At 59.3% G+C, this 13,950-nt stretch carries 11 protein-coding genes and 1 pseudogene; 5 read left to right on the top strand and 7 right to left on the bottom strand.

The window, feature by feature from the left end; all coding sequences use genetic code 11:
- The first annotated feature begins 173 nt into the window (after window positions 1-173).
- Window positions 174-1,604 carry an exodeoxyribonuclease I gene (gene sbcB, locus U6037_RS22570; protein WP_322844583.1) on the top strand — a complete coding sequence of 477 codons (1,431 nt, stop codon included), beginning with the start codon at window positions 174-176 and terminating at the stop codon, window positions 1,602-1,604.
- 97 nt (window positions 1,605-1,701) lie between these two features.
- Here sbcB and mvaT read toward each other — a convergent pair whose 3' ends face one another.
- Window positions 1,702-2,079: a histone-like nucleoid-structuring protein MvaT gene (gene mvaT, locus U6037_RS22565; RefSeq protein ID WP_007912775.1), complete on the bottom strand. Its 378-nt coding sequence runs from the start codon at window positions 2,077-2,079 to the stop codon at window positions 1,702-1,704.
- Between the two features lie 337 nt (window positions 2,080-2,416).
- On the opposite strand from mvaT, the gene purU reads away from it, so the two are divergent.
- Both purU and U6037_RS22555 read left to right on the top strand, forming a co-directional pair.
- Window positions 2,417-3,265 (top strand): formyltetrahydrofolate deformylase, encoded by an 849-nt coding sequence (purU, locus tag U6037_RS22560; protein WP_011335666.1) that lies wholly within the window; start codon window positions 2,417-2,419, stop codon window positions 3,263-3,265.
- An 86-nt stretch (window positions 3,266-3,351) separates the two neighbouring features.
- Window positions 3,352-3,528: a hypothetical protein gene (locus U6037_RS22555; protein ID WP_322844582.1), complete on the top strand. Its 177-nt coding sequence runs from the start codon at window positions 3,352-3,354 to the stop codon at window positions 3,526-3,528.
- Here the strand turns inward: U6037_RS22555 and U6037_RS22550 are convergent.
- The 5 genes and pseudogenes from U6037_RS22550 to U6037_RS29540 all read right to left on the bottom strand — a co-directional run.
- A complete protein-coding gene (locus U6037_RS22550) occupies window positions 3,512-4,510 on the bottom strand; it encodes a lysylphosphatidylglycerol synthase transmembrane domain-containing protein (RefSeq protein ID WP_322844581.1) in 999 nt (332 codons plus the stop codon). The genes U6037_RS22555 and U6037_RS22550 overlap by 17 nt on opposite strands.
- Window positions 4,507-5,283, bottom strand: a complete 777-nt coding sequence (locus U6037_RS22545; protein ID WP_322844580.1) for a polysaccharide deacetylase family protein — start codon at window positions 5,281-5,283, stop codon at window positions 4,507-4,509. The genes U6037_RS22550 and U6037_RS22545 overlap by 4 nt, the downstream gene beginning before the upstream one ends.
- A complete protein-coding gene (locus tag U6037_RS22540; protein ID WP_322844579.1) occupies window positions 5,276-6,388 on the bottom strand; it encodes a glycosyltransferase family 1 protein in 1,113 nt (370 codons plus the stop codon). Before U6037_RS22540 ends, U6037_RS22545 begins: the two co-directional genes overlap by 8 nt.
- A 282-nt stretch (window positions 6,389-6,670) precedes the next feature.
- Window positions 6,671-7,435 (bottom strand): methyl-accepting chemotaxis protein, encoded by a 765-nt coding sequence (locus tag U6037_RS29545; protein ID WP_371043227.1) that lies wholly within the window; start codon window positions 7,433-7,435, stop codon window positions 6,671-6,673.
- A 141-nt stretch (window positions 7,436-7,576) separates the two neighbouring features.
- Window positions 7,577-8,416: pseudogene (locus tag U6037_RS29540) on the bottom strand (cache and HAMP domain-containing protein); the annotation flags it as partial.
- 332 nt (window positions 8,417-8,748) lie between these two features.
- On the opposite strand from U6037_RS29540, the gene U6037_RS22530 reads away from it, so the two are divergent.
- On the top strand, window positions 8,749-10,236 hold the full coding sequence (locus tag U6037_RS22530) for a helicase HerA-like domain-containing protein (protein WP_322844577.1): 1,488 nt from the start codon (window positions 8,749-8,751) through the stop codon (window positions 10,234-10,236).
- Window positions 10,237-10,344: 108 nt separating this feature from the next.
- Here the strand turns inward: U6037_RS22530 and U6037_RS22525 are convergent, their stop codons facing one another.
- Window positions 10,345-10,800: a DUF721 domain-containing protein gene (locus U6037_RS22525; RefSeq protein ID WP_322844576.1), complete on the bottom strand. Its 456-nt coding sequence runs from the start codon at window positions 10,798-10,800 to the stop codon at window positions 10,345-10,347.
- 308 nt (window positions 10,801-11,108) lie between these two features.
- Here U6037_RS22525 and secA point away from each other — a divergent pair, with 308 nt between their 5' ends.
- Window positions 11,109-13,844 carry a preprotein translocase subunit SecA gene (gene secA, locus U6037_RS22520; RefSeq protein ID WP_322844575.1) on the top strand — a complete coding sequence of 912 codons (2,736 nt, stop codon included), beginning with the start codon at window positions 11,109-11,111 and terminating at the stop codon, window positions 13,842-13,844.
- Window positions 13,845-13,950: the final 106 nt, after the last annotated feature.

Raw genomic sequence — 13,950 nt, 5'->3', positions numbered from 1 at the left:
TGATGTTCGCCTGTTCGGGGTGCAAGTGAGGCCGATGCTAGCAGCCTCTCGGGGGAAAACGACATAACTATGTATTGCACAGCGAATGCCGCAAGGTATTTGAATGTTTCAAGGCTGGCCGCGACGGCGGTCGAGCGCCTAGACTTCGCCGATCTTCAGTTCAGGAACCGCCCGTGACTTCAATCTTCTGGTACGACTACGAAACCACTGGCATCAATCCGCGCAACGACCGCCCGTTGCAGGTGGCCGGGATTCGCACCGACCATGCGCTCAACGAAATCGACGAGCCGGTCAATCTCTACTGTCAGCCCAGCGAAGACATCCTGCCGCATCCGGCGGCCTGCGCGATAACCGGCATCACCCCGGGCCAGCTCGCCGAAAAGGGCTTGAGCGAGGCGGATTTCATGACGCGGGTCCACGCTCAGTTGGCCGCCCCCGGCACCTGCGGCGCGGGTTACAACACGCTGCGTTTCGACGACGAGATGACCCGTTACAGCCTCTATCGCAACTTCTTCGACCCTTACGCCCGGGAGTGGCAGGGCGGCAACAGTCGCTGGGATCTGATCGATGTGGTGCGCGCTGCCTATGCATTGCGTCCTGACGGACTGGTCTGGCCGACCGATGACGAAGGCCGGGTGACGCTCAAGCTCGAACGCCTGACGGCGGCGAACAATATCGATCATGGTCACGCCCACGAAGCCTTGTCAGACGTGCGCGCCACCATCGCACTGGCGCGGTTGATCCGCGAAAAACAGCCGAAACTGTATGACTGGCTGTTTCAGTTGCGCAGCAAGCAGAAAGTCATGGATCAGATTCGCCTGTTGCAGCCGCTGGTGCATATTTCCGGGCGTTTCTCGGCGGCGCGCAGTTATGTCGGCGTGGTGCTGCCACTGGCATGGCACCCGAAAAACCGCAATGCGCTGATTGTCTGTGACCTGCACCTCGACCCGCAGGGTTTGCTGGATCTCGACGCGCAGACTCTGCGCCAGCGTTTGTACACGCGTCGCGATGACTTGCTGGAAGGCGAGTTGCCGGTGCCGCTCAAGCTGATTCACATCAACCGTTGCCCGGTGGTGGCGCCGCTTGCGGTTTTGCGTGCGCAGGATCAGCAACGTCTGGGTCTGGACATGGCGCTGTATCAGCAGCGAGCACTGCGGCTAACTGACGCACAACAAGTTTGGAAAGATAAAGTTGCGGCAATTTATGCCAGTGAAGATTTCACACCGAGCGAGGATCCGGAACAACAGTTGTACGACGGATTTATCGGTGACCGCGACCGGCGTCTATGTGAGCAAGTGAGGAGTGCCGACCCGGCGCAACTAGCGCAAGAGCAATGGCCTTTCGATGACGAACGTTTGCCCGAATTACTCTTTCGATATCGCGCACGTAACTTTCCCGAGACGTTGAATTTCGAAGAGCAAGAACGCTGGAGAATATTTTGTCAGCAGCGGTTGTGCGAGCCTGAATACGGCGCGCCGAATACCTTGAAGTCTTTTAGCGAGGCGGCAGAGCAATGGTCGCTTAATGCCACGCCGCTGCAGAGTGAGGTGCTCAATGAATGGCAGAATTATGTCCAGGCATTGCGCAAACGTTTGAATCTTTGAAATCGAACATGACCTGGCTTAAATGCCATGCATAAAAAAACGCCAGCATTCGCTGGCGTTTGTTTTTTCGCGGATCGCTCGGCGAAAGCGTTGCGGCTTAGCCCAGCAGGGTAGCCCAGCCTTCAACCACGTCACCGCCCCACTTGGCTTTCCACTCTTTCAGAGTTTTGTGGTTGCCACCTTTGGTTTCGATGACTTCGCCGTTGTGCGGGTTTTTGTATTGTTTAACTTTGCGGGCACGCTTGGTGCCGGTAGTTTTTACTGCGCCGCCGCGTACTGCTTTGGTTTTTGCTTCCGGGTCCAGCAGCGCGATGATGTCACGCAGCGACTTGGAGTATTCGCCCATCAGGGTGCGCAGTTTGCCTTCGAATTCCAGCTCGGCTTGCAGTTTGTCGTCTTGCGACAGGTTCTTCAAACGGGCTTGCAGCTCTTTGATAGCTTCTTCGGTGGCGCGGTATTCGTTGATCAAGGACATGATTACTACCTTAGTAGAGTGCTGAATGGCAGGGGGACAGTGCCGCAATAATAGTCAGGCTGTTTCATCAAGTAAACATTTAACCGGAGTTTTTATTTAAATTAGTTACGAGAAACTGCGTTCTATTGAATATTCAGTTAAATAGTGTGATCCAGTCATCACAGATATTCACAGTTGTCTGATCAAGCGATGCCGCAAAATCAGCGCCAGGTTGACGGTTACTCCATCAAGCACCTGTAGGGCCGGGCCTGTCGTGCAACCGTGTTGATCAATACTGCAGTTTTCCCCCGCAGCCGCTAGAATGGCGGCCTTTGCGAAGTTCTGGAGTTTCCCCCTCATGCGCACTTTTCGGCTGGTGATTTCTTGCCCGGACCGCGTTGGCATTGTTGCCAAAGTCAGTAATTTTCTGGCAGCCCACAACGGCTGGATCACCGAAGCGAGCCACCACTCGGACAATCAAGTGGGTTGGTTCTTCATGCGTCACGAGATTCGTGCCGATTCGCTGCCTTTCGGTATCGAAGTGTTGCGCGAGAAGTTTGCGCCGATCGCCGAAGAGTTCTCGATGGACTGGCGCATCACCGACACCGAGCAGAAAAAGCGCGTTGTGCTGATGGCCAGCCGCGAATCCCACTGCCTCGCTGACTTGCTGCACCGCTGGCACAGCGACGAGCTGGACTGCGAAATTTCCTGCGTGATTTCCAACCACGACGACCTGCGCAGCATGGTCGAATGGCACGGCATTCCTTATTACCACGTCCCGGTCAACCCGCAGGACAAGCAACCGGCCTTCGACGAAGTGTCGCGCCTGGTCAAACAGCACGACGCCGAAGTGGTGGTGCTGGCGCGTTACATGCAAATCCTGCCACCGGACATGTGCCGTGAATACGCACACAAGGTCATCAACATTCACCACAGCTTCCTGCCGTCTTTCGTTGGCGCCAAGCCGTATCACCAGGCTTCCATGCGTGGCGTGAAGCTGATCGGCGCAACCTGCCACTACGTGACTGAAGAGCTGGACGCCGGCCCGATCATCGAGCAGGACGTGGTCCGCGTCAGCCATAGTGACAGCATCGAAGACATGGTGCGTTTCGGCCGTGACGTCGAGAAGATGGTGTTGGCTCGTGGCCTGCGCTACCACCTCGAAGATCGCGTGCTGGTACACGGCAACAAGACTGTAGTGTTCTGATCTAAACCACACAGGCTTGAAAAACGGAGGGTCTGGGCGTTCAATCGTTCCAGGCCCTTCGCCGTTTCTGACTCGAGGAAAAGTTCATGAGCGATCCGCTGGACAAAGCTACCTCCAAAGCCCCGGCGACCCTCGGTGAAGGTTGCCTGAGCCGTTATGACCCGGAGGACATGAGCCCGGATGATGGCACCGAGTTTCCCGGCGCGGCCGAGTTGTGGGAACAACTCAAAGAGGATCAGGACGACGCTAAGAAGCCTGTCTGACGTTCATTATCTTCTTTAACAGTGGCCGTCCCAGCATCAACAAGAACACCGGGCCACCCACCAGCAGATAGAAGTAATACGTCACCACCCGCCAAATCAGAATCGCCGCCGCGGCGGTGGATTTACCGACCATCGGCGCCAGCAGCGCTGCCGACGTCAGTTCCGCCGCGCCCGCACCGCCCGGCAACAGACTGAACTGGCCAGCGCCCAGCGAGAGCATCTGCACCAGAAAACTCCAGGCCCACTGCAAATCAGCGCCCAGGCCACGCAGCGCCAGATACAGCACGCTGTAACGCAGCAACCAATGCACACAGGTCAGGGCGAAGACCTTGATCAATGTTTGCCAAGGCAGCTTCAACGTATCGGTAAACGCCGCGAGAAAGTGCAGCAACTTGCGCGCCCAACGACGCCGGGTGCTGGCCTTGACGTTCATCCTCGCCAACAGGCGTCCGCTCAGGCGAATCAAGGCGCGGTGATAGCGCGCGACCAATACGCAACAGAGCAAACCGCCAAACAACGACACTGCGCTGACCGTCAGCAGCCATTCAAGTCGATCGCTGAGGTGTTGAAACAGTGCATAAATCAGAATCCCGCTCAGAGCGCAGAGAAAGAACAGCAAGTCGCTGAGCTGATCCATGGCAAACACCGCGCTGCCCCGCGCCGGGCGCACGCCCGATCGGGCCAGCAGGGCCATGATCGTCAGCGGCCCGCCACTGCCGCCGGGTGTCGCGCAATAGGCGAATTCGGCGGCCATGACCACGCCAAGACTTTTCAGCGGCGTGACACGGTGGCGTTGATCGCCGAGCAACAAACGCAACCGCAGGGTATTGATGCCCCAGCACAGCAGGATCATGCCGAACATGATCAGCAGCCAGTGCAACGGGAAACTCTGCAGCCGTGCCCAGGTTTCGCTGCCGCCTAGCACAACCGGAATCAGCACCGCCGCGAGCAGGCCGATCAGCAAGAGAATGCCGCGACTCATGCGACGTGTTCCAGTTGACCGCGCTGTTGTGCGAGCCAGTGCATTTTGGTCATCGGTACGCGTCCTTCACTCATTAATCGTTCGAGGGTATGCAGCCAGTAGTCGCGGGAAAAAACGTGACGCATGTCCACAGGATGCAAGCCTAGACGAATCACCGGCGCCTGACGCCAACGCTGTTGACGCTGCTCGCTGACAATCTTCGACAGACCTCTTCGCCAGGCGCTGCGGGCGCTCCAGACCAGGCCTGGCGCATCAATCGCGGTGAAATCCGGCAAACGATAAAGATGCTGCGGATCGCTGGTGTAGCGCAGCGGTGATTCGCGCAGGGCCTGGCGGGTGCCGTCGCTCATCAGCCACGCCGGGGCGACGAATCCGTGCAGCGGCCAGTCGTGGCGCTGGAAGAGGTCGATGCCTTCGCGCAGGCGGGCGAGGGCGGTTTCGCGGGGCAAGCGATAGAACTCGCCTTCATGCGTGTAAACGCGGCGCATGAACCAGTCGCGCGGGTTTGTCGGGCCGGGCTCTTGGTCATCGTGGTAATAACCATGTAACGCCAACTCATCGCCACGGGCAACGCGCGTATCGAGCAGTCGGCAAAATGCCGGGTGCTCATCGAGGGCGTTGTGTCGGTGAAAGTTCGGTACGACCAGCCACGTCATCGGCACGTTGCCCAAAGCGTCGACGGCTTCGACAAACGGTTGGTAATCCGCCCACGTCGACGGTGCTACGTCATGCAGCACCAGCAACAGGGCGGGGCGATTCATCGGCTCAGCCATTGGCAACTTTGGGCAGCGTATGCCCGAGCACGGCGTGATAGTGGCCCAACAGGCTGTCGACCACCGTGTCCCACGCGTAATGGCGCTCGACATGCTGGCGCGCCTGCTGGCCGAGTTTTACGCAACCGCGACTGAACAATTCGCGTACGGCATTGGCCATCGCCTGCGGGTTGTTCGGAGCGCAAAGCAGGCCGCAGGACTCGGTGACGATCTCTTCGAACGCCCCAGCTGCCACTGCCACCACGGGAATGCCGCAGGCCATGGCTTCGAGGATCACCAGGCCGAAGGTTTCCTGATCGCCGGCATGCAGCAATGCATCTGCACTGGCCATCAACTGCGCGACGCGCGGCGCGGGGCAAAATTCGTCGATCACACTGACGTTGTCCGGTACGGCGGTGGGCATCGACGAACCGACCAGCAGCAAGTGATAGCGTGGGCCGAGGCGTTGCATGCACTTGAGCAGTACCGGCAGGTTTTTCTCTTTCGACCCGCGTCCGGCGAAAATCAGCAGGCGTGTGTCCTCGGCGATGCCCAGTTCTGCACGCAGATTGCGGTCGTGGGCATCGGGGTGAAAGGTTTGCAGGTCCACGCCCAAGTGCTGCACGAAGACATTGCGCACGCCAAGTCCGCTGAGCTTGTCAGCCATCACCTGGCTTGGCGCCAGGACCCGGTCGAAGTTGCCGTAGAGCCGGGTGACATACGCCTCGATATTCGGCGTGACCCAATGGCCCATACGATTGCCGACCAGCAGCGGCAAGTCCGAATGATAAAAACCGATCACCGGCACATCCAGTTGTCGCCGCGCATCCAGCGCGGCCCAGGCTGTCAGGTAAGGGTCGCCGACTTCAATCAGATCGGGCTGCAAATCCTGCAGGACATTTCGCCAGGGCGCGAGGCGCAGCGGGAAGCGATAACCTTTGCCGAAGGGCAGGGCGGGGGCGGGGACCGCGTAAACGCCGTCGTGCTCACCGAAGTGCGCGCCGGGAATCAGCAGGCTATGGCGAGTGCCGGGTTTGACTCCCAGCCGGCGATGTTTGGCATCCAGATAAGTACGCACGCCGCCGCTGGCCGGGGCGTAGAACATGGTGATGTCGGCGATATGCACGGTGATCAACCCTCCGCTGCGTGGTTCTCCCTTGGTTGACCTTTATCAAGAATAGATGTTCGGTCGGGATTGCGCGGTAGAGCAGAAGAGCGCCCTCACCCTAACCCTCTCCCAGAGGGAGAGGGGACTGACCGAGGAGGATGTTGGAGGTACGCCGACTTGAGAGACCTGAGTCGAACTCAGGTTCTGAAAAGCATGAAGATCGGCTCCCTTTCCCCTCGCCCCCTTGGGGGCGGTCCGACGTTTCGGGAGGGCTGGGGTGAGGGGGTAAAGCTTTTGATCTTAAATCCGGAAACTACCCACCAACTGCTTCAGACGCGAAGCCTGCTGCTCCAGATCCGAACATGCGCGCAACGTCGCCTGCAAGTTCTCCACGCCTTCCTGGTTCAGCGTGTTGATCTCGGTGATGTCAACGTTGATCGACTCAACCACCGCGGTCTGCTCCTCGGTTGCGGTGGCCACCGACTGGTTCATCCCGTCAATCTCGCCAATGCGCTGCGTCACGCTGTTCAAGCGCTCCCCGGCGAGGTTGGCAATCTCGACGCTGTCCTGACTGTGGCGCTGGCTGTCGCTCATGGTGCTTACCGATTCACGGGCGCCGACCTGCAACTCCTCGATCATGGTCTGCACCTGTTGCGCCGATTCCTGCGTGCGGTGCGCCAGATTGCGCACTTCATCGGCCACCACGGCGAAACCACGGCCGGCCTCACCAGCACGTGCCGCTTCAATCGCGGCGTTGAGCGCGAGCAGGTTGGTTTGCTGGGAAATGCTGGTGATTACCTCGAGAATCTGGCCGATGTTCACGGTCTTGCTGTTCAGCGACTCGATGTTGCTGCTCGACGCGCTGAGCATGCTCGACAGTTGATTCATCGCCTTGATGCTGCGATCCACCACCTGCTGGCCGTCTTCCGCCAGACCGCGAGCATCGCTGGCCTGATTCGACGCTTGTGCAGCATTGCGGGCGATTTCCTGCGCGGCGGCGCCGAGCTGATTGATCGCGGCGGCAACGCTGCTGGTGCGCGAGGCTTGCTGATCGGAGTTGTACATCGACGAGTTCGACGCAGCGACCACCCGCAGCGCGACTTCGTTGACTTGCCCGGTGGCCGACGACACTTCGCGGATCGAGCCGTGAATACGCTCGACGAAGCGGTTGAATGCGGTGCCCAGCACGCCGAATTCATCGTTGTTAACGATGGTCAGGCGTTTGGTCAGGTCGCCTTCGCCATCGGCAATGTCTTCCATGGCGCGAGTCATGACGTGCAGCGGCTGGATCAGAATGCGGATCAGCATGCCAAGCAGCGCGAGGATGATCGCGACTGCGATGACTGTGGCGATGACCGCAGAGGTGCGGAACTGGCTGAGCATCGCAAAGGCCTGATCCTTGTCCACCGACAGACCGATGTACCAGTTCACCGACGGCAGGCCTTTGATCGGCGCGAAGGTGACGATGCGGGTCTTGCCGTCGACGGTGACTTCGCTGAAGTCGCTGCTGATGCGCGGGGTGTCCTGCGGATAGGCTTCTTTCAGGGACTTCATCACCAGTGCCTTGTCCGGGTGGACGAGGATCTTGCCGTCGGCGCTGACCAGGAACACATAACCCATGCCGTCGAAATCCCGGGCGGCGAGGGTGTCGACCAGCGATTGCAGGCTCAGGTCACCGCCAACCACACCGACGCTCTGGCCGGCCTTTTTCGACGCGGTGGCGATGGAAATGATCAACTGGCCGGTGGCGGCGTCGATGTACGGTTCGGTCAGGGTCGAGGTACTGCTGCTCTCGGCACCTTTATACCAAGGGCGCACGCGCGGATCGAAACCGTCCGGCATCTTCGTGTCCGGGCGGATGGTGAAATGCCCGGTGGCATCGCCCAGATAAGTAGCCATGAACGTCGAAGTCAGGGTTTTCTGTTCCAGCAGGCTGGCGACGTTGGCAGGTTCGGGGTTGATCGAAATGTTCTGGGCGGCGTTCTCGATCAGCAGAATGCGACCGTTGAGCCAGGTCTGGATATTGCCGGCGGTGACTTCGCCCATCTCGTTGAGATAGTTGTTCAGGTCATCGCGGATCGCATTGCGCTGTAGCCAGTCGTTGTACAAGGTAAACGAGGCGAAGGCGGCGATGACGATGAGGGCGGCGGCAAGCAAAATTTTATGGCTGAAGCGCAGATTTTTGTTCATGGCTTGGGGTTCCGCTAAGGTCTTAATGTCCAGGGCGTGCTTTTATAGAGGCGCGCGAAATGGGCAACGGTGAAAACAAGCTGATATTTCCGTCTCTCCTTAGGGAAATGTCCGGCCTGACTTGTGGTCGGGCTCTCACCTTTGTGTATCGGCCAAGCGGAATCAAAGATTAACCATTGGGTGACAAAATGCCTGACTCATCGCAACTCGTAATCGGCGCCGACCTCGCGGGGCAACAGATTGCTCAGGCCATGCGCCTGGCGAACCGCCACGGGCTGGTTGCCGGCGCCACCGGTACCGGTAAAACCGTTACTTTGCAGCGTCTGGCCGAGGCATTCAGCGACGCTGGCGTGGCGGTGTTTGCCGCTGACATCAAGGGCGATCTGTGCGGCCTCGGTGCGGCCGGCAACCCGCAGGGCAAGGTTGCCGAGCGCATTGCCGGGATGCCGTGGCTCAACTACAAAGCGCAGGCTTATCCGGTGACACTGTGGGATATCCACGGCGAGTCCGGTCACCCGTTGCGTACCACGTTGAGCGAAATGGGGCCGCTGCTGATCGGCAGTCTGCTGGAGCTGACCGACAGCCAGCAGTCAGCGCTCTACGCAGCGTTCAAGGTCGCCGATCGCGAAGGCCTGTTGCTGCTGGACTTGAAGGATCTGAAAGCGCTGCTCAATCACCTCAAGGAAAACCCGCAGCTGTTGGGCGAAGACGCGGCTTTGATGACCACCGGTTCAAGTCAGGCGCTGTTGCGCCGCCTGGCGACGCTGGAGCAGCAGGGCGCCGAAGCCTTGTTTGGCGAACCGGCACTGCAACTCGAAGACATTCTGCAACCGGCGGCGGATGGCCGTGGGCGCATTCATTTGCTCGACGCCAGCCGACTGGTGCACGAGGCGCCGAAAGTCTATGCAACATTCCTGTTGTGGCTGCTGGCTGAGCTGTTCGAGCAGTTGCCCGAGCGCGGCGATGCCGATAAACCGTTGCTGGCACTGTTTTTCGATGAGGCGCATTTGCTCTTTGGCGATACGCCCAAGGCATTGCAGGAGCGGCTGGAGCAAGTAGTACGCTTGATTCGTTCCAAAGGTGTGGGCGTGTATTTCGTCACCCAGTCGCCGGCGGACTTGCCCGATGACGTATTGGCGCAGCTTGGCCTGCGAATCCAGCATGGCTTGCGCGCCTTTACCGCCAAAGAGCAGAAATCCCTGCGCGCGGTAGCGGACGGCTTCCGGCCGAATCCGGCGTTTGACAGCCTGTCGGTGCTGACCGAGTTGGGGATTGGTGAGGCGCTGGTCGGCACGCTGACCGAGAAAGGCACGCCGGAGATGGTTCAGCGCGTGCTGGTCGCGCCACCGCAATCACGAATCGGGCCGCTGACCGAGACCGAACGAACCGTGCTGATTGCCGGATCGCCGTTCAAGGGCCGCTATGACAAGCCGATCGATCGTGAGTCGGCGTATGAAATTCTCATGGGGCGTAAAGGCCTGGCGTCTGAGGCTGAAGCGCCAGCGGGTAAGCCAGCAGATGAAGAGCCTAGCCTGGCGGACAGGGCAGGGGAGTTTCTCGGGACGGCCGCCGGGCAGGCGCTGAAGTCGGCGATGCGCCAGGCTGCCAATAACCTGGGCAAACAATTGGTGCGCGGTTTGATGGGCTCCTTACTCGGTGGCAGCAAACGCCGCTGATCTAATGTAGGAGTGAGCCTGCTCGCGATTGCGGTATGCCAGTCACGACAATGTCGACTGTTTCACCGCTATCGCGAGCAGGCTCACTCCTACAATTATTGATAGCTGTCAGGATTTGTTTTTGGCGTGCGCCGCCAGGCGCTCCAGCGCTGCGCGCAAACCTGGATCAGTGATCCCGTCCGCCGTGGCCTGAATCGTCGCCGCCGCATCCGTGGACAAATCCATGGTGTGCCCGGCCGCCCCACGTTGAACCGTCGGCGGCTGCACCTTGAACAGTATCCGCGTCAGACTGGTGAACTCGTCGAACATCTGCAATTGCCGCTGCAGGCGTTTTTGCTGGTAACGCAGGCGTGTGGCCCAGTGGCCATCAGTGACGATCAGCAACAGACTGCCTTCGCGCCACGACGCTACATGGCAGTGTTCACGGGCTGCAGGTTGCAATTGGCTTTCGAGCAGGCGTTGCAAATGACCCAGTCGCTGGGCGTGGCCGAGGATGGCTTTGAGCGGCTTGGCTTCGCGCAGGAGAACGGCGGGTGCTCTGGCCGTAAGAGGGCGAAATGCCATGATCGAACACCTGAAGTAACAGAAACGCCATGGTAGCAGAAAGGCCGAAATCACTCGCCCATTGCTTTTGCCCCCGCTTTACCCATTAAATCAACGACTAACTTCTGCCTTGTATGACTTGAAGTTGAGCAAAACGCCCCTATTTTAAGTGAGCCCCGTCAAAGCGCAGTGCCAGCATCGTGGAACATCGCCACTTTCCTCACTTCCGTTTCCGGGTAGAATGCTCGTTCGCATGCGGCCATGAGGGCTGCACGGGCGACGCTCACGGGGCCGCCCTCCATCCCTTTAGTGTGGAAGATCCTGCCGATATGTTTGCGCCTTTGTTAAAGAAACTTTTTGGAAGCAAGAACGAGCGTGAAGTCAAACGCATGCTCAAGACGGTGCAGCTCGTCAATGCCTTCGAAGAGCAAATGGTGGCCCTTTCGGACGATCAATTGCGCGCCAAGACCGATGAGTTCAAGGCCCGCATCGCCAAGGGGGAAACCCTCGACAAGCTGTTGCCAGAAGCCTTTGCGGTCGCCCGCGAAGCCGGCAAGCGCATCATGGGTATGCGCCACTTCGACGTGCAACTCGTCGGTGGCATGACCTTGCACGAAGGCAAGATCGCCGAAATGCGCACCGGTGAGGGTAAAACCCTCGTGGCAACGCTGGGCGTTTACCTCAACGCACTGTCCGGCAAGGGCGTGCACGTTGTGACGGTGAACGACTACCTGGCGCGTCGTGACGCCAACTGGATGCGTCCGCTGTATGAATTCCTCGGCCTGACCGTCGGCGTCGTGACGCCGTTCCAGCCCCCGGAAGAGAAACGTCTGGCGTACGCCGCCGACATCACCTACGGCACCAACAACGAATTCGGTTTCGACTACCTGCGCGACAACATGGCGTTCAGCATGGAAGAAAAATTCCAGCGCGAACTCAACTTTGCCGTGATCGACGAAGTCGACTCCATCCTCATCGACGAAGCGCGTACCCCGCTGATCATCTCCGGTCAGGCCGAGGACAGCTCCAAGCTGTACATGGAGATCAATAAACTGATCCCGCAGCTGGAACTGCACGTTGAAGAAGTTGAAGGCGAAGTCACCAAGGCTGGCCACTACACCGTAGACGAGAAGACCCGCCAGGTCGAACTCAACGAAGCCGGTCACCAGTTCATCGAAGACATGCTTACCCGCGTCGGCCTGCTGGCTGAAGGCGAGAGCCTGTACTCGGCGCATAACCTGGGCCTGCTGACCCACGTGTATGCCGGTCTGCGTGCGCACAAGCTGTTCAATCGCAACATCGAATACATCGTGCAGGACGGCCAGGTCGTACTGGTCGACGAACACACCGGCCGTACCATGCCGGGTCGCCGTCTGTCCGAAGGTCTGCACCAGGCCATCGAAGCCAAGGAAGGTCTGAACATTCAGGCCGAGAGCCAGACCCTGGCCTCGACTACCTTCCAGAACTACTTCCGTCTGTACACCAAGCTGTCCGGCATGACCGGTACCGCTGACACCGAAGCGTTCGAATTCCACCAGATCTATGGTCTGGAAGTGATGGTCATTCCGCCGAACAAACCATTGGCGCGTAAAGACTTCAACGACCTGGTGTTCCTCACCGCCGAAGAGAAATACGCGGCGATCGTTACGGACATCAAGGAAAGCATGGCGGCCGGTCGTCCGGTGCTGGTGGGTACTGCCACCATCGAAACTTCCGAGCACATGTCCGCATTGCTGGTGAAGGAAGGCATCGAACACAAGGTTCTCAACGCCAAGTTCCACGAAAAGGAAGCCGAGATCATCGCGCAGGCCGGTCGCCCGGGCGCACTGACCATCGCCACCAACATGGCCGGTCGTGGTACCGACATCCTGTTGGGCGGTAACTGGGAAGTTGAAGTCGCCTCGCTGGAAGACCCGACCCCTGAGCAAATCGCTCAGATCAAGGCCGACTGGCAGAAACGTCACCAGCAAGTACTGGAATCCGGCGGTTTGCAGGTGATCGCTTCCGAGCGTCACGAATCGCGCCGTATCGACAACCAGCTGCGTGGCCGTGCCGGCCGTCAGGGCGATGCCGGTTCGAGCCGCTTCTACCTGTCGCTGGAAGACAGCCTGATGCGCATTTTCGCCTCTGACCGGGTGAAGAACTTCATGAAAGCCCTGGGCATGCAGCCGGGCGAAGCGATCGAGCACCGCATGGTGACCAACGCGATCGAGAAGGCGCAGCGCAAGGTTGAAGGCCGTAACTTCGACATCCGTAAGCAACTGCTCGAGTTCGACGACGTCAACAACGAACAGCGTAAAGTGATCTATCACATGCGTAACACGTTGCTGGCCGCTGACAACATCGGTGAAACCATCGCCGATTTCCGTCAGGACGTGCTCAACGCCACCGTCAGCGCGCACATTCCGCCGCAGTCGCTGCCAGAGCAGTGGGACGTGGCCGGTCTGGAAGCTTCGATTGCCAGCGACTTCGGCGTGACACTGCCGATCCAGCAGTGGCTCGACGAAGACGATCACCTGTACGAAGAAACCCTGCGCGAGAAGCTCATGACCGAGCTGATGGCGGCGTACAACGAGAAAGAAGACCAGGCCGGTGCCGACGCACTGCGCTCGTTCGAGAAGCAAATCGTACTGCGCGTGCTGGACGACCTGTGGAAAGACCACCTGTCGACCATGGATCACTTGCGTCACGGCATCCACCTGCGTGGCTACGCCCAGAAGAACCCGAAGCAGGAATACAAGCGCGAGTCGTTCACGCTGTTCTCCGAGCTGCTCGATTCGATCAAGCGCGACTCGATCCGTGTGCTGTCGCACGTTCAGGTGCGCCGCGAAGATCCGGAAGCCGAAGAGCAACGTCTGCGTCAGGAAGCCGAAGCACTGGCCGCCCGCATGCAGTTCGAACACGCCGAAGCGCCAGGTCTGGAGCAACCGGAAGTATTGGGTGAGGAGGTCGATGTGGCCCTCGCCACCGCGCCGGTGCGCAACGAGCAGAAGCTGGGCCGCAACGAACTGTGCTACTGCGGTTCGGGCAAGAAATTCAAGCATTGCCACGGGCAGATCCAGTAAAACCCGTTTCAATCGCTGAAATACCCGCGCCGCGACCGGCTCCTGCCGTCGCGGCGTTTTGCCATTTAAACCACCGTCACTGCGCGTGGCGGTGCTGACATCATTG

The organism is Pseudomonas sp. B33.4, assembly GCF_034555375.1.
Taxonomy (GTDB): Bacteria; Pseudomonadota; Gammaproteobacteria; order Pseudomonadales; family Pseudomonadaceae; genus Aquipseudomonas.
This window is presented reverse-complemented; position numbering and strand designations above follow the sequence as displayed.